The organism is Gorillibacterium timonense, from assembly GCF_001457415.1.
Classification (GTDB): Bacteria; Bacillota; Bacilli; order Paenibacillales; family NBRC-103111; genus Gorillibacterium; species Gorillibacterium timonense.
In genome coordinates this window covers 500,845-520,843 of record NZ_LN881724.1, presented here as the reverse complement: position 1 = coordinate 520,843, position 19,999 = coordinate 500,845, and the positions used below count along the sequence as shown (strand labels likewise).

The following is a 19,999-nucleotide window of genomic DNA, read 5'->3' as shown; positions in this document are numbered from 1 at the left end:
TTCCATTAGGCGGAGAAGAGAGCCATTTCGAGCTGATTAACGGCTGCTGTTTCCGTTACAATCAAACCCGCTGGAGAACAGCCGGGGCTTGAGCGGTTCCTGCTTCCATGCTAACCAGTCGTAAGTCTGGAGATCGGAGAGTTTCCCTGCCTACATCTGCTCATGAAGACGAGACGTCAAAAACCAAGTAGCTAAGCGGCTTGTTCTCGCTTTGCTACTTGGTTTTCTTTCGAGTTATTGAGGGAAGTCCCCTCTTTCCTCAAGACGGCTGAATTCTCCCTAACAGCAAGGCATCGTAATAGGTGCCTTCGATATAATAATGATCCTTTAATCGTCCCTCCAACTGATACCCATTCTTCTCCAGGATCCGGGCGGAGCCTCCATTGGCATCCACTACACTCGCATGAAGTTTATGAAGCTGAAGGATTTCAAAGGCGAAATCGCTCATCATGGCAACGCTCTCTGTTCCATACCCCTTGCCCCAATGGTCTCTGTGGAACACATAACCGATTTCGGCATGGTTGGCTTCTTCGTCAAAATGGAAGATCATAGCGGTGCCGATCACTTCCTGAGTGGATTGGAGAACAATGGAGGCGTAGTAATGAGTGCCCGCTCGTTCTCGCTCCATCATGACTTCAACGTATTCCTTCGTTTCATTTGCAGTCTTCATTAACCTCCAACCAATGAAACGAGATACCAACTCATCTGACGCATAGTCATGGATGGCTTGTGCATCCTCTACAGACATGGGTTTGAAACGGATCTTCTGTCCTTCCAATGAATGAAAGAGTTGCAGGCTCATGTTTATTCTCCCCCTCTTTCTTCTCAACCGAGGAGAATCGGTTTTTTGGCTTCTAAGGACTTCAACACGGCATCCCTAATCTTCATAACGTCCATTGCGGCTTCCATATCGAGATGCTCGCTTTTCTTCCCCTGTTCCAAGCAATCCTTCAGATGCAGAATGACCTGCTCATAATCATCCTGCATTTGGGGAGTTAACACTTCCTTAGTTCCATCGCTATGATAGAGGACAAACTCTTCCTTGGAGTCCATCCCATATTCGGCATCGAATTTGATGGAGCCTCTTTCACAATTCACCTCGAAGCCTACATAAAACGGAGAACCTTTAGGTAAATTTGAGTAGCTTTCAACAACTGCGAATTGATTAGGGTAATTCAATGTTGTGATGACGATGGACTCGTCCCCAAAGTCGATGCCATTGGAAGCCACCTGCTCGGGCATGCCCAAAATCTCCATCAGGAAATCAAAATTGTGGGTGTGGAAATCCGTGACGTTCTTGGGCAATCCCAGGTTGCCCCAGTTCGGAGCCGTTTTGTTATACGAATGAAAGGATCTGACCTGACCACACTCAAGGTTTTTGATTTTGTTTATCGTAAGATGGTGCGGAGTCGAAAATTTATAGAACAAATCCACAAAGACATGTCGTTGAACTTCCTTTGAAAGCTTTAACACTTCCTCCGCCTCAGCGAAGGAATAGGAAAGCGGAGTTTCGCAAAAAACATGCTTATGGTTCTTCAAAGCTTCCATCGCCCACTGGGCATGAAGTGAGGTCGGCAGGCAAATATCAACTAAGTCGATCTCCTTGTTATGGATAATCTCGTACATATCCGTGGTTGTGTGAATGTTCAGAGACTCGTTGATTTCCTGTAATTTCGCTTCGTCCCGACCATAGATGGCAACGACCTCGAAGCCTTCCAACTTCTTGAATAATGCTGCGTGCTGCCTTCCAAACCCCGTACCCAATATTCCAACTTTGATCACAGAAAACCCTCCAACCCTAAAAGTTCATTTCTCTAGCTTTACCTAATCTTTGGATGCCTCCTTCATTTTAGAACACCTGTTCTTATAGGTCAATTTCTTTCTTAGGTTACACATTCTTCCTCATGAAGGGTCCGGCTTCCCTTCGTACTAATAGAACCGTTCCACTCATATTCCTATAGAGGACCATATAACGGGAAAAAGGCAGTTGATAAACGTGAGAGTACGTTTGCGGCCTATTGTGAGCAGGATAAATATACCCACCGTTTTGAAAACGGCGATCCTTCCTGGCAATTCCATCGAAAGCTTGTTTGTCGCAACCCAGACAGGAGAGATCTATTGCATAGGCAATGGTAGAATAAGGACATTCTTAGACATTCGCTCGCGAATCATTAAGCTAGGTACAACTGGCGGCGGATATGATGAACGCGGATTGCTCGGGCTAGCCTTTCATCCCCATTTTTCTTATAACGGTCTGTTTTATCTTCATTACTCTTTAGCCGGGACCCAAGGACCCGGCGCTCTTTCGGAGCCTTTTCAGCCCGATCCGTGTAATCCCAAAACCTTAAATCTGAAGTGGATAAACCGTGAAACTCGATATGATCATATTGACACCGTGGAAGAGTGGATTTTACAGGCAGATGGTCAATCTCATAAAAGGCGAACATTACTCCATGTGAGAAGACCCTTTCTCAATCACAATGGCGTCAACAGCTTAACCTTCTCGCCTGAAACGGGAAAGCTTGTTTACACAAACGGAGATGGCGGCTCCGGCTATGATCCCTTCAATTTGAGCCAGGATGATCGAGAAATCGCTGGCAAAATCATTGAAATCGATGTGCATAAGCATCCCTTTCTCGATCATCCGCCTGTCGTTACGCAATTTCATGAGCTTCCCGCACTTCTTCAAGAGACGCTTACGGTAATCGTCAAAGGGGTTCGCAATATACCGGGGATATCTTTTCAAAGATATAATAATCAATACATCAAATATGTGGGAAATGTCGGACAGGATCTGGTCGAGTCCATTTACTCCTTCATTCCCTATAAACCCATGCCGGTTACTCAGCTTGTTCAAGCTTCATTGATGGGGCTTAAACTCGATGAAGAAGGATTTATTAACCTGGGCTGGCGAGGGTGGGAGGGTGCTTTCCCGACTTCTATCATAAGAGATTGTTCCGAAAATCCGACCATGGATGAGAAAACAATAGCTTATTACGACGAAGCTGTCATAACCTCTGTGCGTCGTCTTCCGCCTCAAATCAGCTATTTTCATAAGGATTCCCGACCCGATAAGTTCGGAGCAACTGCTCTCACAGGAGTCCAGCCCTATAGCGGAAATGAAATCCTCGGTCTAACCGGGAGCCTCGTGTTTACCGATTTGGCGCGGAACGAAGGAGCTCAACCTCCGGCTAGAGGGGTTTTAGCCTATTCCCGGGTCAGAAGCGACTGCAGACTTAATGACTTTCATGTCATCGAAACCGATTATGATTTCGGGTCCCAATCCGCTTATTATGTCAGTCTGGGAACGAATCTGACTCAAACCAAACTCTACTTAGGGGTTTATGGCTCTATGAAAGTGGCGGATTATCATCAAGGCACGGTCTTTGAAATTGTCCCTTGATTCATCCCTGGAAATTAACAAAAAAACCGTTCCTCATGGAAAAATGGTGGTGACATGCCTCCATTTTCCCTAAGGAGCGGTTTTCTTAACTTCTCAGCTATTGCTATTCATCATTTGATCTGCTCGGCAAGAAATCGCGTGATCGCTTCACTGTCGTCTTCCCGATATACATAGGGGTGAGCAAGGGCGAGTATTCTTATCGTCGTTTTACAGGCTCAAATTCCGAACGAAGCAAAGAGTACATGGTTAAATCAACAACTCCTATGCCAGTCCAATACTGGGATTGCCTCATGATCCCTTCCTTAACGAAGTTGTTCTTTTGAAGGACGTTTTGGGATCTTTCATTCGCAGGCATGACAAAGGCTTGGATCCGATTGATTTCAAGGGTGTTATAAAGATACTCCACCATGGCTCTGACGGTCTGAGTCGCGATTCCCTTGCCCCAATAGCGCTCATTAAGCCGATACCCGATCGTGATCTGATTTACCTTATCGTCATAGTCAAAGATCTCGGCTACGCCAACGATTTCATTCGGCGCTTCAGGCAAATAAATCCCCAGGAAGATAACCTTCCGCTTATGGAAGTCTCTTTCGAAATGACCAATCATATTTTGCACAGCAGCCTTGTTCTTTTTACGATCCCCCGGTATGTACATAAACACATTCTCGTTGGTATAGATTTCAAACAGCCCTTCGATATCCGTTTCTTCGATTTTACGCAAGATAATGGTATCGGTGACGATGTGCGGAAATTGTGCATAAGGATTGCCCATATCGAATTTCTCCCTGTCATTATCATCGATTGAGTGAGTGACTCACTGTTATCGTTTCCTGCACGGCATCTGCCAATCAAGACTAACTTGCTCTGCTCCGCTTTCAAGAGGTTCGCAGAATCCGCTGACTGTGTAAACCTCCAGCCAGTAAAAAGGGTCATACTTAAGCGTATAGCCATTTATCTGCACCATGCTGGAGATGAGAGGATAGGCACTGCTAATCAGATCGTCAAGATTGCTTGCAGCTATCTGTGCCTTAGCGATTGTACCGCCCGGGATCAGAATGCCCGTCATGCCCTCAGGGACCGGAGTTCCCACCTTACAAGTCTTTCCGACCATATAGGTATCCCCAAGACCGCTGTCATCCGCGAAGTCGGTCATGTAGCCGAGACCGATGCAGTCCTCCATCCCGATTTGATGCTCTTCAAGCCTTGCGAGCTTAATGTCAAAGCCCCGCTCAAAAAAGACATCCCACAGCTGGTTGGTTGTCACTCCATAATCCTTGTTCCTTATGCCAATAAGGAGCCTATCCTCGGTATGCTCATAGTCGAGCTTAACCATCTCCGCCATCATTCTTCTTCCATTCCTAACATAATACGTGTCCTTATCCGTGATAGAAAGGGGAGGGAATGCATTGTCCTGATAAATGGCATACGTAAGGAGTGCAGGTGGAACCGAAAACTGTTCCTTAAACGCTCTTGAAAAGGAGGAACTGCTCTCATAGCCGCATTCCATTGCCACTTCGGTGACTTTTTTCCTTCCCGACAGAAGCAGTTCCGCAGACAGGGTCAGCTTTCTTCTTCGTACATAACCCGCCAGAGAAATCTCGCAGATATAAGAAAAAATTCGCTGGTAAAGGCCCAGAGGAATGCCTGTCTGTTTTTCAATTTGCTCATAATCGACGTTCATCATATCCGCTTCAAGCATATCGATCACCTGCTGAGTCTGATTCAACGCTTCGATTTTCACCCCCTCCTTCCTCTTGTATTATTCTACAAAGTACGCGGTTCTGCTTTGCATTTTCTGTACAACAACCGCACGGTAATCCCATGTTTCTATTTCCGCTTTCAGCAGGGTGAGTGTTCGGTATCATTGTAGCTCCGCAACGTTACTCCGTCCACATCTCTGGACGCTGATGGCGTGCGCTCGAGCAACGCTAACATTCCGTTAACCAATCTGTCGGCTAAGTTCGCTATAATAACGGTATTCTGAGCCGACTCTATTAGATGAATCGCATCGCAAGAGGAGGAATACCCCGATGACGTCTCCACAATCTGTCGTCCTGACGATCCTGCACACCAGCGATATTCACGGCCATCTCTATCCAACGGATTATCGCGGCCCCGGCGACAAGCCACTCGGACTCGCCAAGTTAGCGACCCTCATCCGCAGGGAGAGAAGCCAAACAGCCTCATTGCTGCTCCTCGATAACGGCGATTTTCTGCAAGGAACGCCGCTCATGTACCATTACGCCAAATTCGACCGCAGCGGAGTGCATCCGGCTGCGCGAGCGCTGAATGCGCTGCGTTATGACGCGGTTGTGCTCGGCAACCACGAATTCAATTACGGACTCGACCTGCTCGACCAGGCGATCTCGGACTCCAACTGTCCTTGGTTGTCCGCTACGATCACCCGCACAACCGACGGACAGCCCGCTTACGGACAACCCTACCGCATCTTCACGCCCGTCGCAGGCATTCGAATCGCCGTACTCGGCATCACGACGCCTTACATTCCGAACTGGGAGGAGCCGGCCCATATCGAGGGTTTGTCCTTCGAAGATGCGCTGGAAGCGACGGCCCGCTGGGTCGCTCATATCCGCGCGAACGAGAACCCGGACGCAGTCGTCGTCTGCTACCACGGGGGCTTCGAGCGGGACCCGGCGACCGGAGCGCCGACCGAGCCGCTCACCGGGGAGAACCAGGGCTACGCGATCTGTGAGCGCCTTGCTGGCGACATCGACGTCTTGCTGACCGGCCATCAGCATCGGCTGCTAGCCGGAGAAGTGAACGGCGTCGTCATCGCCCAGCCAGGCAGCGCCGGACAAGCGATGGCCCGGGTCGAGCTGGAATTTGAGCCCCGGCCGGAGGGAGGCTGGACTCTTCGGCGCAAGGGTGCCCGCCTGTTGATGGCGGAGGAAGCGGACACGGCCGACGAGGAATTCTTGTCTCTGTTCGTGGATGACGAACAGAGAACACAGCATTGGCTGGATCAGCCGATCGGCCGCACCGAAGGGGATCTCTCGATTCCCGACCCGTTCATCGCCCGCCAGGCCGATCATGCCTTCACGGAATTCGTCAACCGAGTCCAGATGGCGGTGACCGGCGCGGAGCTGTCCTGCGCGGCGATCTTCACGAATGAAGCCCGCGGCTTCGGGGATCGGATCACGATGAGAGACGTCGTATCCAACTACATCTACCCCAACACGCTAAAGGTGGTCCGCCTGTCCGGCCGCGATATCCGCGAGGCGCTGGAGCAAAACGCCCGTTATTTCGAGAAGGATGAATCCAGCGGTGGTTTGCGGGTGTCCGATGCTTATCTGGAGCCTAAGCCGCAGCATTTCAATTACGACATGTGGGAAGGCATCGACTATGTGCTCGATATATCGAAGCCAGTCGGTCAACGAGTCGTCAAGCTCGAACGCGGCGGGATTCCCTTGGAGCCGGATGACCACTTCACCGTCGTCATGAACAGCTATCGTGCGGGCGGAGGAGGTAACTTTGACATGCTGAAGAACAAGCCGGTCATGCGCGAAATTCCGACGGACATGACGGAGATCCTGGCCGATTTCATTCGCGAGAGCGAAGTCGTTCAGGCCGGATGCGACCATAATTGGAAAGTCATCTATTGATTTATTGATCCTAAGCCTTGAAGGCTAACAAAAACCGCTCCTCTGGTAAAATGGAAGTTCAAGAGAGGCTTTCCACAGATAAAGGGTGCGGGAAATTAGCGGGTTCGACCATAAAAGAAGGAATAGCCGTCTGCCTTGCCGAGTTGGGCCGTCGTTGTTTCATCCACAAGCTGGATGGCTTTCAACAACGATTCAATTTGGTCATGCATGAGCTCCACATCAAACTTGTCCATTTCTCGATTGTCGCTATTCACCGTTAGATAATCAGGCATCGGAATGAATCCAATCACAGGAATGCCTGCTTCGAATAGAGGCTGACTCTCACCAAATTCAAACTTATTATGTCCTCGCAAGATTATGGCGCGTGTGTGGGGTTGATGTTCAATGGCTTTCAGCCAGATCGCTTTCATGACTTCATTGCCTGCATAGGCAAACTCCGTACTCCGTTCCCCCGTTGGCCCATAACGTCCGGAGGCATCGTCCTTCCATTCCATGCTGCCTAGATGCTCGACCGTTATTCCCGCCACCGCTTTCATGTGACCCTCCTTGCCATCCCATAGCTCGGGATGAGCCATCATCCAGGTAGATGTCGCCTGAGAAGTGCCTTTAAATTCGGGCAATCGGAAATGTCCAGTGACAAAGGCAAAGATCAAGGTTCGCTCCGGTTTCTCCTGCTGCTGCAAGTACCGAATCATGGACAGCATACCAACAGCGCCATCTTCCTCCACAACATTCACGCCATCCGTATGGGTATTCACGATGATTGATTCGCTTGGATTTATGCCATCGACTTTCACATAAAAGGATTCGGTCGGTGCATGCTGCTGCCGTTCTGCTTCCAAAATCACGGTACCCGTTTTGTGTTCCTTAGCTGCGTTGATCACCTGTCGCCCGTCTGTTTCATTTACCCAGACCGCTGGAATTCCCGCATAGTCCGTGGTAAAAGGCAAATACTGCTGTTCGACCTTGGCATCGGATACCCCTTTCCAGACCAGGATAACCGCCTTAACCCCCATCTCTTTCGCTTTGGCTAATTTGGCGTCTTTCAGAGCGGTGGTCAGGACGAGATCGCCTTCACTTGCAGGAATTCCTGCCTGTGCTGGAAAGGATTCGCGCATATTCATCACCACTCCAATAGGAAAATGGCTGTAATTTTCAATTTCAACGACGGCAATTTTGCCTATTGCTCGGTCGTAATCGCCGCGCTTCGTAATAACGAACTCGCCTGTTACTCCATGTTCATCGGTTTCCCCGGAGTAGGGAAAGGCGGAGGACACATGGATTTCCTGGTGATCGATGGTGATCGAGCTTTTCTTCTCTTCCCAGCGATCAAAGGTGTACTTGTCCCGGTATACAGTAAGCCCCATATCCGTCACCTGCTGCTCCAGCCAAGAAATGAATTTGTTATGGCCTTCAGAGCCTGTTGTGCGACTCCCAAAGGAATTCATCGTTTCAATATGGTTCAGCATTGTTGCGGTAGAATCCAATTTCGTTTGATCGATTTCAGCCGTCAGAGTAGCCGGCAGTTTAACGGATTTGGTAATCGGTTGTGCATAGAGATCCATCATCCAAAAGACACTGACCAGTAGAACCGCCAAACTGAGTATCACGCTTCGAACCACGGAATAAACCCTCGCTCTTCTGCGAACAGCGCCTGAGAAAAATTCCTTCCATACTCCAGCCACGATCAACAGCAAGATCGAAAGCGCAAGCAGCCAAAATTCCTGCGTTACCAAAAAGAAGACTTCCGCTGCTATTACACTCATATACACCCCATGTAAGGGAGTGCGTTTCTTCAAAAGAAAATAGGAGATCCCCCACTCAATGGCTAAAAAAAGGATTGCCGCGAAAGAGATTACCGTCTCTTGACCGATAAATACCGAAGCACAAAAGGCCAAAAGGAAGAGCATAATACTTGATAATTCCCGATTCAATTTCTCGACCATGTCTCCGTGCTCCTTTCCATTTCACTCAATCATCGTCCTGACATTACATTTGTAATGCCGCGTGGTAAAGTATAGAGAAACGGATAAGGAAAAACAATAAACGGAGGGTCAAGACGTACAAATCGGAGGAAAGTGTCATGTCGCCTTATGAATTATTCAGTCCAAACACCTCAAAGCATTACTCCAATCAAGAAACCAATCGTTTGACGAGAGAAGCCATCTGCACGGCGCTGATCCAACTCATCAAGGAACGGCCCTTTAGCAAAATTTCCATTACCGATATTGTTAAGCGCGCCGGAGTATCCCGAACCGCCTATTACAACAATTATTCGTCCAAACAAGAAATCTTAGTCGATCTAGTCGATTCACTCATCTTCGAAATTAATCAGAAGCTGATTCCTTATGCGGATGAAATCACCGGCAAAGCCAAGGAACCGGAGCCTTTCATTCGAGTGCTTTTTGAAGTCATTTTCCAGCAACGCGATATCTATAAAACCCTCAAAGATGCAAGGTTTGACTATGTAATCTTGGAGCGTTTAACGGATATCATGCTCGCAAACATGCCTGATCAATCCGATCAAAGCCTCTATCGAATTTACTTTACCTCAGGTGCCCTCTATCATGTTGCTGTAAAATGGATCGAATCCGACTTTTCAAAATCCATTGAGGACATGACGGAAATTTGTCTCGCCATTTACCACACCCCGCTATCCCAGAGATAACGAAAGAATTTACCAAACGGTATCGAGCAGCTCGTCCACTTCTTGAATTCGAGTCAACGACGGGGTTTGGAGCAGCCCCTTCAGCATGGAATCATACACAAGCCGGGAGTTTTCCATCGTTACCCTCTCCATTTCTTTCCGAATTGTCAAGCCGGAGCAAGGCCTGCCTCCTCTTCCAAGCGATTAAACCTGCGCAGCTGCAGCAGCTTTTCCGTGGCTTTAAGCGACTTCCACCAATTTTCGCTGATCGCAAAGGCTCGGGGATATTTATCCCCGTTGTACCATTGCCAAGGAATATCCCATACCCCGTTAGCCGGTCTTTGGTCGATCAGGACATCAAGCGCCGCTTCTACCTCCTGCTTATTTTCCTCATAAAAGAGGCTCTCCCGAGACAGCACGAACTCAAGCGGATTTGCCATAAAATTGTTGGGTTCATTCTGTATTTTGCCGCGCACTAGCTCCGGCACCTTGCTGCGAAGCAATTCATAATCGAATTGACTTTCAAGTCCGGCGGCTTCGATATCCTCGAGCAATTCACAATACCCGCCAACTCCCATATCACCATATGGGGTTGTTACTCTCAGCTTCTCCATGAGCATGTCCGCATAGGAAGCAGCTGTTTTGTACAACTTTGATTCCGGGTCTCCGTAGCGGAGCAGGAATCCGGCTAAGCTTGCCGTTGTCCCTATGCTCTCATAGGCATTCGTCTCGGGGTTATAATCCCACCAGACGCCATGGGGATAATCATCATTCGAGGGAATCGTAAAAAACCATCCAATAGCCGACTGATGCTCCGTCGTTTCAAGATAATGAAAGATCCCTTGATAGATCGGGTGCTTCACATCCGTAAATCCAATCTGCCGGAGCAGCTTAATCACAATTTGTGCGTTATAAGGCGTAGAATGAGGATTCCAGTTGTCAGGATCAATCGTCTTGCCGAATCCTCCATCTTCATTCTGATAATAAGCTAATTCGGTCAGAACGGACTGTTGATCCCCCTGTTCAAAAAAGTATCGCCACACGGCCAATTCAAGAGGCCTTGCGTTGCGGTGAACCCATTCGCGGATTTCAAGATAAGCGTTATGATCTACTGTTCTCATGACACCCTTCCTCTTCTTATGGGGAGATATGCTGCCACTTTATCGTACCGACTGCACGAGTGCCTGTATTGAAAAAAAACGACATCCGGTTATCGCTGGTGAAATGCCAACTTTTTGGCTTGATTAGGCGTCATACTATGATATTTCTTAAACTCATTGAGGAGATGAGATTGATCCGCAAATCCATAGATAGTGACTGCATCCTGAATATCAAATTCCCGAGCGTATACGACATCCTGCCAGACATTCTGGTACCGGACCAAGCTTGACAGCTTTTTGACGGACAATCCGATTTGATGCAGAAACAAACGCTCGAGCTGTCGTTGACTTACGGCCGTATAGGAGCAAACCTCTTTGATCGGGGTTGTCCCTTTGGAGTTTAAGATAAGATATGCCGCATTCAGGACATTATGGTCGCTTTTGTGTAAGTTTAGCTTGGCTAGCAAAAACTTTTCGGCTAGCGGGATTCGCTCCTTTAAGGTGCGTGTCCTGCTCATCATCTCTTCGAAAAAGCCGCTCCATCCATGAAAGTACGCCTCCGCATCGATATGAAGGTTTAAGCTGTCTCTTAAATGATTATCCGCAAACAAATGGATCGCCCAAAAATAAAAACGAATGGCGAAACAAGAATAAAACGTTGTCTCCACAACGGTGCTGGCCATAAAGGGTCTGTCGTTCATTCCGCTATAATGGGCGCTGAATCGATGGGTCCGGTAATCCATTTCGAATATAATGTCCACGCACGTATCGGGAATAACAAGAAGAGGATCCCCTTCCGCTTCTAGATCAAACATGGGGTCTTCCGTTCCCCAAAACGTTGCAATATACGGCTTTAACGGAGAGCATGGATCGTATCGATTCCCTACGAATGGATTTTGCGATGTGATGGGGTTATAGATCGCGCTTAAATCATACATAGGACAAGCCTAAGGACATCATTCATCGGGCTGACCCTCCCTCCAGAATTCTCGCAGCTCCTCAACATCCTTGTCAGAGATAAGATGGTTTTGTACCAGCATATGGACAAGTCCCTGCACATTGCCGCTGTATACTTTATCCAAAAACTGTTTGGTTTGATAGGCTTGGTAGTGGTTCCTTGTCATGAGGGCGGTATACTCATTGCGCCTTCCGAACTTACGGGTTGAGAGCATGTTCTTCTCAATCAGCCGAGATAGAAACGTTAAAACCGTACTTTTCTTCCATTCCGTTTTAAGCTGATCAAGCTCTTCCATAATCTCTGCAAAACGTGCAGAGTTCCCTTTGTCCCAAATAATCGTCATGATGATCAACTCGGACTCCGATATCTGCGGCACTTGATCCATAGCACCGGCCTCCTTTCCATCCAAATATAGCTACGCCTACAGGATGTAGACGTAGCTATATTAACACCGTGTAGACCTAAAATCAATACCTGTTCCGTAAAATTTTGCCATTACAAATTCAATTCGTGTCATTCGCAAATCTGTAAAATTTTTCATTTTGGTGGGTTTACAAAATTTGGTATGTGTGTTATGTTTGTTTTGTAAGCGTTGTCATTTTATTATCTAATTTGTTATGTTTTGCCTAACAAAATTGGAAAGGGATGATGAAAATGAAGCACTGGCTCAAAAAGGCAAGCGCAATTATGCTGGCAATTACCCTGTTACTTGGATTAATGACAGCCCCCGTTCATGCAGACACCCCGCTCTTCACGATCGAAGCCGAAAACGCTCAGCTAACCTCTGATCTTCAAGTGGCGACTCAGATTTACGGACAGCCCAAACCCGGATACTCGGGGAACGGATTTGTCTGGATGCAGAGTTCCGGTTCCATCACCCTTACTGTAACCGTCCCGGAAACCGGTATGTATGCGATCTCTACCCGATACATGCAGGAATTAAGTGCGGACGGAAGGCTTCAATATTTAACCGTTAATGGCGTATCCAAGGGCTCGTATATGCTGCCCTATACCACCACGTGGTCGAATTTCGACTTTGGCTTTCAAAAGCTGAAGCAAGGGGCCAACACCATCCAATTGAAGTCCGGTTGGGGCTACGCTTACTTTGACACGTTCACGGTGGATTATGCCGATCTTGATCCCTTGAATGTGCAGCCCGTTCTCACCGATTCTCAAGCCACATCAGAAACTCAACTTTTGATGAATTATTTAACAGAGGTTTACGGCAACCATATACTCTCCGGTCAGCAGGAGATTTACGGAGGCGGGAATGACGGCAATGCGGAGTTGGAGTTTGATTGGATCCACAATTTAACCGGTAAGTATCCGGCCATCCGCGGCTTCGATTTAATGAACTATAATCCGTTGTACGGCTGGGAAGACGGCACGACAAATCGGATGATCGATTGGGTGAATAACCGCGGCGGGATCGCGACAACTAGCTGGCACATCAATGTACCTCGCAATTTCACGACTTATCAGCTCGGACAGGCGGTAGATTGGAAGCAAGCCACCTACAAGCCAACAGAAACCAATTTCAATACCGCCAATGCGGTGGTTCCCGGTACGAAAGAATATCAATACGTGAAGTTGACCATTGCGGATTTGGCAGAACAGTTGCTGATTCTGCAAAATAACAAGGTGCCGGTAATTTTCCGTCCCTATCATGAGGCGGAGGGCAACGGCGGATTGAATGGCGAAGGTGCGTGGTTCTGGTGGGCTTCGGCCGGCGCAGAGGTGTACAAGCAATTATGGAATATGCTCTATACCGAACTTACGGAAACCTATGGCTTGCACAACTTGATCTGGACCTACAACAGCTACGTGTATAGCACTTCTCCTGCATGGTATCCCGGTGACGGCAAGGTAGATATTGTTGGCTATGATAAATACAATACGATTTACAACCGCACTGACGGTTTGTCCGGTGTGCCCAACGAGGATGCCATTAGCTCGATATTCTATCAGCTAGTTGATTTAACCGACGGTAAGAAAATGGTGGCCATGACGGAGAACGACACCGTCCCAAGCGTACAGAATCTGACCGAGGAAAAATCGGGATGGCTCTACTTCTGCCCCTGGTATGGTGAGCATCTCATGAGTTCCGCCTTTAATTATCCAGCTACTTTGAAAACGCTTTACCAAAGTAGTTATGTCATCACATTGGATGAGCTTCCTAATTTAAAGGGGAACAATCCCAGCCCGAGTACATCGCCGACACCTACACCTACTCCTACACCTACACCAACGTCGACGCCAACACCTACTCCTACACCAACGTCGACACCTACACCTACTCCTACATCAACGGCGACACCAACATCGACACCGACATCAACTCCGACGCCGACACCAACGACAACACCTACACCCGCTGGTAACTTGACGATCCAAGCCTTTAATGGAAACACAAGTTCTTCCACCAACGGAATCTCACCCAAGCTCAAAGTAGTCAACACCGGTAATTCGGTGATTCAATTAAGTGATGTAAAACTCCGATATTATTATACGATTGACGGGGAAATCGCTCAGAATTTCTGGTGCGACTGGGCCAGTGTTGGGAGCGCGAATGTAACCAGCAAGTTCGTGAAACTGGCGACTCCGGTTGCCGGAGCCGATTATTATCTGGAGATTGGCTTTACGAGTTCGGCCGGAACGCTTAATCCCGGTCAGAGCGCAGAGATTCAAGCACGGTTCTCCAAAACCGATTGGTCCGCTTACACCCAGACGAATGATTACTCATTTAAGGCATCCGGCAGCCAGTTCGCAAACCATGATAAGGTTACCGGGTATTTGAACGGTCAGCTTACATGGGGAATTGAACCATAAGGAGACAAGAAAAGAGGGTTGGATCGGGGGGACTGCCCCTGCTCCAACCCTTTTTGTTGTGATTAGTAAGGAAAAGGCGCTATCCCCTTCCCCATGATCACTCTTGAATGAAGACATACGTTAGTTCCGTGGACCGTTCTTCATCAAATCGAAATCTCAGCCGGTTAAACGCTTTGATCTCCTCCACAGAGTCGATCTGTCGCTCCGCCATGTAGCGCACCATCTCGCCCCTGGCCATCTTGGCCAGGGTTCCTTTTTCAACTACATTATCGTTCACACACTGCCCGAACACGCACGTGATGAAGCGGGTTTCCCTGCTCAGGTAAGGTGAAATACACTTACTGTATTCCTTGGAGGCCAAGTTCAGAATGCAGCTACTCTCCGACGCCAGCTCTTCCGCCAGCTTTCGGTTCCAGAACTGATAGAGAGAGTGAAAGTCTGGGCCTTCCAGTTTGGCCTGCATTTCCAGCCGGTACGGAACAACACCGTCAAAGGGCCGCAGCACCCCATAAAAACCGGACAAGATACGCAAATGCTCTTCAAGGTACTCCAGCTCCTGCTGTTCAAACACGCCAGGCGCTATGTGTTGGTATTGAAGGCCTTCATAAGCGAAGAGGGCCGGGGTCACTTGGCGGGTCAAGTCCATGATCCGAAGCCGCTCTAGGTTCAGCTCGGTGATCGCGTCGTTGCACTTCCATAGCGCTTTGGCTTCCTCGTAGTTCAGCTTCTTGACGAGGGTCAACAGCATTTTCGACTCGTCAAGGAATCGCGGCAATTGACGGCTGCCCAAAAAATCCGTGTCGGTCTTCATTTTTTTGGCAGGTGAAATAATGACTCTCATGATCTTCCTCTTTCTCTTCCTCGGGACAGCTTATCCGTATTCAGACCCTTAGAGAGCCGCGGAAGCCTCTGGCCCCATAATAAGACTCCGCTCCGTTGTGATACAGGAAGACCATATCGTAACGGCGATCGCAAAAGATGGCTCCCCCAAGCTTTCGAATCGAGTCGGGCGTCTTCACCCAGCTTGAGCTTTTCAGATCGAATTTCCCTACGGTTTGGAGGCTCCTGTATTGTTCTTCCGTTAGGAGCTCAATGCCCATCGCCTCCACCATATCGAGGACACTGTTCTGCGGTTTATGTTCTTTTCGGGACTCGAGTGCTTCCCGGTCGTAACACACGCTTCTTCGTCCTTTCGGGCTTTCCGCCGAGCAATCACAGAAGATGAACTCGCCCGTTTCAACGTCAAAACCCACGACATCCGGTTCGCCGCCTGTTCTCTCCATTTCTTGCAGCGACCACAGCTTCTCGTCATGAGCTTCGAGCCTTGCTTGTACAGCTGCCCAGTCCAACTCTGGATGGCGAGACTTATTTTTCTCGAAGCGGCTTTTTAAAGTGGTAAGAAGCTCTTCCCGTTGATCTGGCAGCAGCGCTTTTGAAGGGTCGATGTCGCGTTTTGTCATGGTCATGGCTCCCTTTTCCGTTTTGCCCCTATTGTACCATAACAACAAAAAACGAGAAGCTTGCCAGCTTCTCGCTAAAACACACTGAAACTCATTCAGTGATCTCACAGCTTCTCTACCGTTTCCTTAAAGTACGCGAGTCTGTTTTCATAGAGAGGCTGATGAGTTTCATAATTCAAATGATCCAGACCGATCCATACATGAAAGGTGTTTTCGAAAACGTTGAAATCCCGAATCGAACTGTCCGTTATGTAATGCTCTAGAAATGCATTTCTGTACATTTCATATTCATAATCCGTGTAATAAAATTTCATCCAGTAAGTCATTCTCGAGATATCCGCGATCCAGTTATAGGACATGGCATCATCCCAATCGATTAAAGTAAGTTCGCCCTGATTATCGATCATTACGTTCTTGGTTGATAAATCCCCATGGTTCAGTACGGAGGGGAGGCCTTCACATAACCGAAGCCGATCGAGAACCGATTTTTTTATTTCCAGTAAGGTCTTCTCATCGAATAACTTCTTGTTTATCAAAGCATTCGCGATTTCGTCGTATTTATCGTCCATAGACTCAAGAAACGAGTCGCAGCATGCAATGCCACTGCCAATATAGCCGTAGTTTACGATTGGAATCTGATGGATTTTCGAAACCAAACATGCGAATTGTTTATAGAACTCCTTTCCCGACTCCGAATCAAAACTCATTTGATCCGCGGTTACCCCAGGCAGGCACTCCTCAAGCAAATAACCGTTTTGAAAAAAGGGATCGCTTCTGTCGAATGCGATCAGCTTTGCACAGCCGATCTGATGTTCAATCAGTTTTTGATTGATAAAAGCGAGCTTCCCGTCTTCGGGCCAATCTCTCTGCCTGTATATCTTAAATATGTACGGTCTGTCTTTCACGAAAATCTTATAGACAGAGTTATTTGGAACATTTTCAAGTTTTTCGATGTGATCCACTTTTGCATGTAAGACTTCCTCGACTTTCTTTTCTATGCGAACAATCATATCTTCCATACTTCACCTTGCCCTCTCTAAATCGTGGCTTGTGACGTCCATAATATTCAATGTCTCGTTTAATTAGCCGATTTGTTCAACACTCACTCCAATCACATCCATTATTGGAAATGACCCTACTTCAAACATTATCTCTCTGCCATCCATTTATCAATGTATACTTTATTTACAAAGAATCATTCCGACCCCTTATCACCATGTCCATTGGACTCGATCCAGCAATGACGACCTCTGGTCCCACCTCCTTTCCAACGCGATGGCTGGGAGGGCTAACTTTCAACAAGGTGCTGGAGCTTTAGCTGCTATTGAAACAACACTAAAAGCAGGTGGATACGATATTGTTGGAAGTATTTTAATCGGTGGCGCCGCTGCGCTTGATGGAATACCGCATGATGTTAGTAAGAAAGCGAATAAAATTGCTCATGCTTTGTGTCATTAATTCAATCATCGCCTATATCCAAATTCGAATTCACGTGTCTCGTCTCGATAAATGAAAACAACGCAAAGGGTAGACACAAAAAAAACGGCATCTCTGCCGTTTATGGTGATGTTGGTGATCTGTACGAATATGGTGAAATTACAAAATGGGCACTATTTGAATGTAATTTTTCTAACAACATGATGATGATAATCAACAAAAAATAGGTTACCCTCTAGATCAACTCTTACTCCGTGTACATTTATTTTGGCTTCTAAAGCAAGTCCGTCATCACCCGAGTAGCCGCCTTCCCCTATTCCAGCAATGGTGTATACTTGATTTTCAAATGGGTCAACTAATCGAATTCTATTTACTCCGGTATCAGCAATAAATAGGTATCCATCATTACTTACATCAAGACCGTGAGGTACTCTTTCGCCTACACGATCTTTTGGATGCGCACTCCCACCGAGATAGCAACTGTCTATACTCTCAAACTCAACTATTTCACCTGGCTTCCCTTTGCCACAAACCGTATTAATGATTTCAGAGTGAATGTTGATTTTTCTTATCGCGAAATTTAGGCTATCAACAAAGTAAAGATTATCCTGCTTATCAATTGCTAATCCATAGACATCATTTATTTTAGCCTGATTAGCTGGACCACCATCTCCAGTAAATCCAGATTCTCCTGTTCCTGCAAAGGTAGATAGTATTCCATTTTTATCTATCTTTCTTATCCTGTCATTCTTGTAATCATTAAAATAGACATTTCCAATCGAATCAACGACGACACCAGAGGGACGATTTAAGCTTGCATTACAAGCATTCCCACCGTCACCGCTGAATCCAGCCTCTCCATTTCCTGCAATGGTTTTGATAATTCCGGTTTTTGGATCAATCTTTCTAATTCGTTGGTTCCCCGTGTCTGCAATGTGAATATTTCCATAGGAGTCAACGAACACACCTTCTGGCCCATTAAGCTTAGCCTTAACAGCTGGTCCACCATCACCGCTGAATCCTTTATCTCCACATCCCGCAATAGTTGTTACCGTATTGGTCCTTGTATCAATTTTTCTCACAACATGATTAAAGATTTCAGCAACATAAACATCGTTATTGCTATCAATAGCTATTCCTGCCGGTCCATTTAGGAGGGCATCCTTGGCAATGCCACCATCCCCACTGTATCCAGGCAGATCACTACCGATAAAAGGATGTACGATTCCTTTCAGCCAATCCGTCTTGTTCAATATTAAACACCTCCAACTGTTATCTCACAATAACCGTTATATCCCAACAAATATGACATCTATCTGTCATATTCTGCAGTATGATAAAAATTTTGACTACAAGACAAAAAAGCCTCTCCATAAAGAGAGGGCAATCCCGCCTTAACTTCTCATTCGTCATCTTCCGTTATTTGTCCAAAGCCAAAAGATATTTTGCATTCAGAGTATAAATATGCTCTTTTATAGAATCAGACAGATTCAACTGTTCCATTCTGTTAATCTGTTCGTCAATACTTGCATACGGCGTATCCGTACCGAAAACGATATGTTCATAGCCGAAAGCGTCGATTGCCTGCTTAACATCACTTCCTTGAATTCTTTTGGAGCTTGATGTATCAAAGTAAACGTTTTTTAGGTTTACGCCACTTTCGCTGAAAAGGTCTATACCCGTCAAATGCGCGATAATAAACACGGCGTTTTGGTTTTCCCTAATAAAGCGCAGCAGCTTCAGAACTTCCTTTTTGGAATAGAGATGAATATAAACCGGCAATTGATTTGAAGAGGCGATATCAACCAGATTCTTAAATTCTATACCGTCAATCTGAAATGAATTCCAAGCCTGATGGAGTTTAATCCCCTTGGGTTGATAGGTGTGGATAATGGTATCCAACTGATCCATGTGTCCGTTATCGAGCGGGTTTACCCAAAGAAACGGAATAACCAGCTCGGGTAACTGGTTCCTTAACTCCGAGACAAATTGATTTCCGTCACCGTTATCCTTGAAAAAATGGCGATAAGCCAGCCGATTCATCCGATTCATCATGTAAATGCTGTTGGGTTTCTGTGTGAAAGGCAGACTCGGCGGTTTCTGAAGATCTTGGAGATTCTTTGGGCTTGTGCATAAAACGACTTTCTCCAACTTGTACTTTTCGGCCATGTTTTTTATGGAATCCACTGTGCCGTATTCGCCTGCAGCATGAGCGTGAATATCAATTAACATAAGACCCCTCCGATTACACGGTATCCGTACCGAATGATTATACCATGTTTTTCCAGAGTGCGCCTGTCATCCTAAAGAGTAGATGTCATCTTTTTTCGTGTCCTCAAGGATTCGCCTCTGACAACAGAACTCATGACGTTAGCAATCTCATTTATAGGGGTGTGATCGGTGCCACAACAACCTCCCACAATTTTCAATGAAATCAATTCTTTCAACTTTTGCATGGACTGTGCTAATTCTATAGGATGAGAGCATATCAATTAATCAGAATCATCTAGTTCCTCAGGCGATAATGCTGAAGCGTTTGCCT

Annotated in this window: 18 protein-coding genes; 4 read left to right on the top strand and 14 right to left on the bottom strand. The window is 46.9% G+C overall.

Annotated elements, in window-relative coordinates:
- Positions 1-259: 259 nt before the first annotated feature.
- Both BN2684_RS15055 and BN2684_RS15050 read right to left on the bottom strand, forming a co-directional pair.
- Positions 260-802 carry a GNAT family N-acetyltransferase gene (locus BN2684_RS15055; protein WP_058302986.1) on the bottom strand — a complete coding sequence of 181 codons (543 nt, stop codon included), beginning with the start codon at positions 800-802 and terminating at the stop codon, positions 260-262.
- 23 nt (positions 803-825) lie between these two features.
- Positions 826-1,782, bottom strand: coding sequence for a Gfo/Idh/MocA family protein (locus BN2684_RS15050; RefSeq protein WP_058302985.1), 957 nt, complete (start codon positions 1,780-1,782; stop codon positions 826-828).
- Between the two features lie 205 nt (positions 1,783-1,987).
- On the opposite strand from BN2684_RS15050, the gene BN2684_RS15045 reads away from it, so the two are divergent.
- Positions 1,988-3,403, top strand: coding sequence for a PQQ-dependent sugar dehydrogenase (locus BN2684_RS15045; RefSeq protein WP_058302984.1), 1,416 nt, complete (start codon positions 1,988-1,990; stop codon positions 3,401-3,403).
- Positions 3,404-3,599: 196 nt separating this feature from the next.
- Here BN2684_RS15045 and BN2684_RS15040 read toward each other — a convergent pair whose 3' ends face one another.
- Positions 3,600-4,175 carry a GNAT family N-acetyltransferase gene (locus BN2684_RS15040; RefSeq protein ID WP_058302983.1) on the bottom strand — a complete coding sequence of 192 codons (576 nt, stop codon included), beginning with the start codon at positions 4,173-4,175 and terminating at the stop codon, positions 3,600-3,602.
- 48 nt (positions 4,176-4,223) lie between these two features.
- The gene (locus BN2684_RS15035; protein WP_234340247.1) at positions 4,224-5,144 is read right to left on the bottom strand and encodes a helix-turn-helix domain-containing protein; all 921 of its coding nucleotides are present in this window, start codon (positions 5,142-5,144) and stop codon (positions 4,224-4,226) included.
- Positions 5,145-5,433: 289 nt separating this feature from the next.
- Between BN2684_RS15035 and BN2684_RS15030 the strand changes: the two genes are divergently transcribed.
- Complete coding sequence (locus BN2684_RS15030; RefSeq protein WP_058302982.1) at positions 5,434-7,026, top strand: bifunctional metallophosphatase/5'-nucleotidase; 1,593 nt, start codon at positions 5,434-5,436, stop codon at positions 7,024-7,026.
- A 95-nt stretch (positions 7,027-7,121) separates the two neighbouring features.
- Here BN2684_RS15030 and BN2684_RS15025 read toward each other — a convergent pair whose 3' ends face one another.
- The gene (locus BN2684_RS15025; RefSeq protein ID WP_058302981.1) at positions 7,122-8,972 is read right to left on the bottom strand and encodes a zinc-binding metallopeptidase family protein; all 1,851 of its coding nucleotides are present in this window, start codon (positions 8,970-8,972) and stop codon (positions 7,122-7,124) included.
- A gap of 137 nt (positions 8,973-9,109) precedes the next feature.
- On the opposite strand from BN2684_RS15025, the gene BN2684_RS15020 reads away from it, so the two are divergent.
- Entirely contained in the window at positions 9,110-9,694 is a 585-nt protein-coding gene (locus BN2684_RS15020; protein ID WP_058302980.1) for a TetR/AcrR family transcriptional regulator, read from the top strand.
- 146 nt (positions 9,695-9,840) lie between these two features.
- Here the strand turns inward: BN2684_RS15020 and BN2684_RS15015 are convergent, their stop codons facing one another.
- The 3 genes from BN2684_RS15015 to BN2684_RS15005 form a co-directional block, all read right to left on the bottom strand.
- Positions 9,841-10,794: a hypothetical protein gene (locus BN2684_RS15015; RefSeq protein ID WP_058302979.1), complete on the bottom strand. Its 954-nt coding sequence runs from the start codon at positions 10,792-10,794 to the stop codon at positions 9,841-9,843.
- Positions 10,795-10,883: 89 nt separating this feature from the next.
- The gene (locus BN2684_RS15010) at positions 10,884-11,711 is read right to left on the bottom strand and encodes a helix-turn-helix domain-containing protein (protein WP_082651993.1); all 828 of its coding nucleotides are present in this window, start codon (positions 11,709-11,711) and stop codon (positions 10,884-10,886) included.
- Between the two features lie 18 nt (positions 11,712-11,729).
- Positions 11,730-12,116 (bottom strand): BlaI/MecI/CopY family transcriptional regulator, encoded by a 387-nt coding sequence (locus tag BN2684_RS15005; RefSeq protein WP_058302977.1) that lies wholly within the window; start codon positions 12,114-12,116, stop codon positions 11,730-11,732.
- Positions 12,117-12,385: 269 nt separating this feature from the next.
- On the opposite strand from BN2684_RS15005, the gene BN2684_RS15000 reads away from it, so the two are divergent.
- Entirely contained in the window at positions 12,386-14,560 is a 2,175-nt protein-coding gene (locus tag BN2684_RS15000; RefSeq protein ID WP_058304568.1) for a glycosyl hydrolase, read from the top strand.
- 97 nt (positions 14,561-14,657) lie between these two features.
- On the opposite strand, the gene yaaA is transcribed toward BN2684_RS15000, so the two are convergent.
- From yaaA to BN2684_RS25395, 6 genes are all read right to left on the bottom strand, one after another.
- Positions 14,658-15,401, bottom strand: coding sequence for a peroxide stress protein YaaA (gene yaaA / locus BN2684_RS14995; protein ID WP_058302976.1), 744 nt, complete (start codon positions 15,399-15,401; stop codon positions 14,658-14,660).
- 40 nt (positions 15,402-15,441) lie between these two features.
- Positions 15,442-16,020: a DUF4256 domain-containing protein gene (locus BN2684_RS14990; RefSeq protein WP_058302975.1), complete on the bottom strand. Its 579-nt coding sequence runs from the start codon at positions 16,018-16,020 to the stop codon at positions 15,442-15,444.
- Between the two features lie 104 nt (positions 16,021-16,124).
- Positions 16,125-17,039: an aminoglycoside phosphotransferase family protein gene (locus BN2684_RS14985; protein WP_058302974.1), complete on the bottom strand. Its 915-nt coding sequence runs from the start codon at positions 17,037-17,039 to the stop codon at positions 16,125-16,127.
- Between the two features lie 591 nt (positions 17,040-17,630).
- Entirely contained in the window at positions 17,631-18,710 is a 1,080-nt protein-coding gene (locus BN2684_RS14980; RefSeq protein WP_058302973.1) for an NHL domain-containing protein, read from the bottom strand.
- Positions 18,711-18,876: 166 nt separating this feature from the next.
- Entirely contained in the window at positions 18,877-19,689 is an 813-nt protein-coding gene (locus BN2684_RS14975) for an amidohydrolase family protein (protein WP_058302972.1), read from the bottom strand.
- A gap of 71 nt (positions 19,690-19,760) precedes the next feature.
- The gene (locus BN2684_RS25395; protein WP_392389015.1) at positions 19,761-19,949 is read right to left on the bottom strand and encodes a homocysteine S-methyltransferase family protein; all 189 of its coding nucleotides are present in this window, start codon (positions 19,947-19,949) and stop codon (positions 19,761-19,763) included.
- Positions 19,950-19,999: the final 50 nt, after the last annotated feature.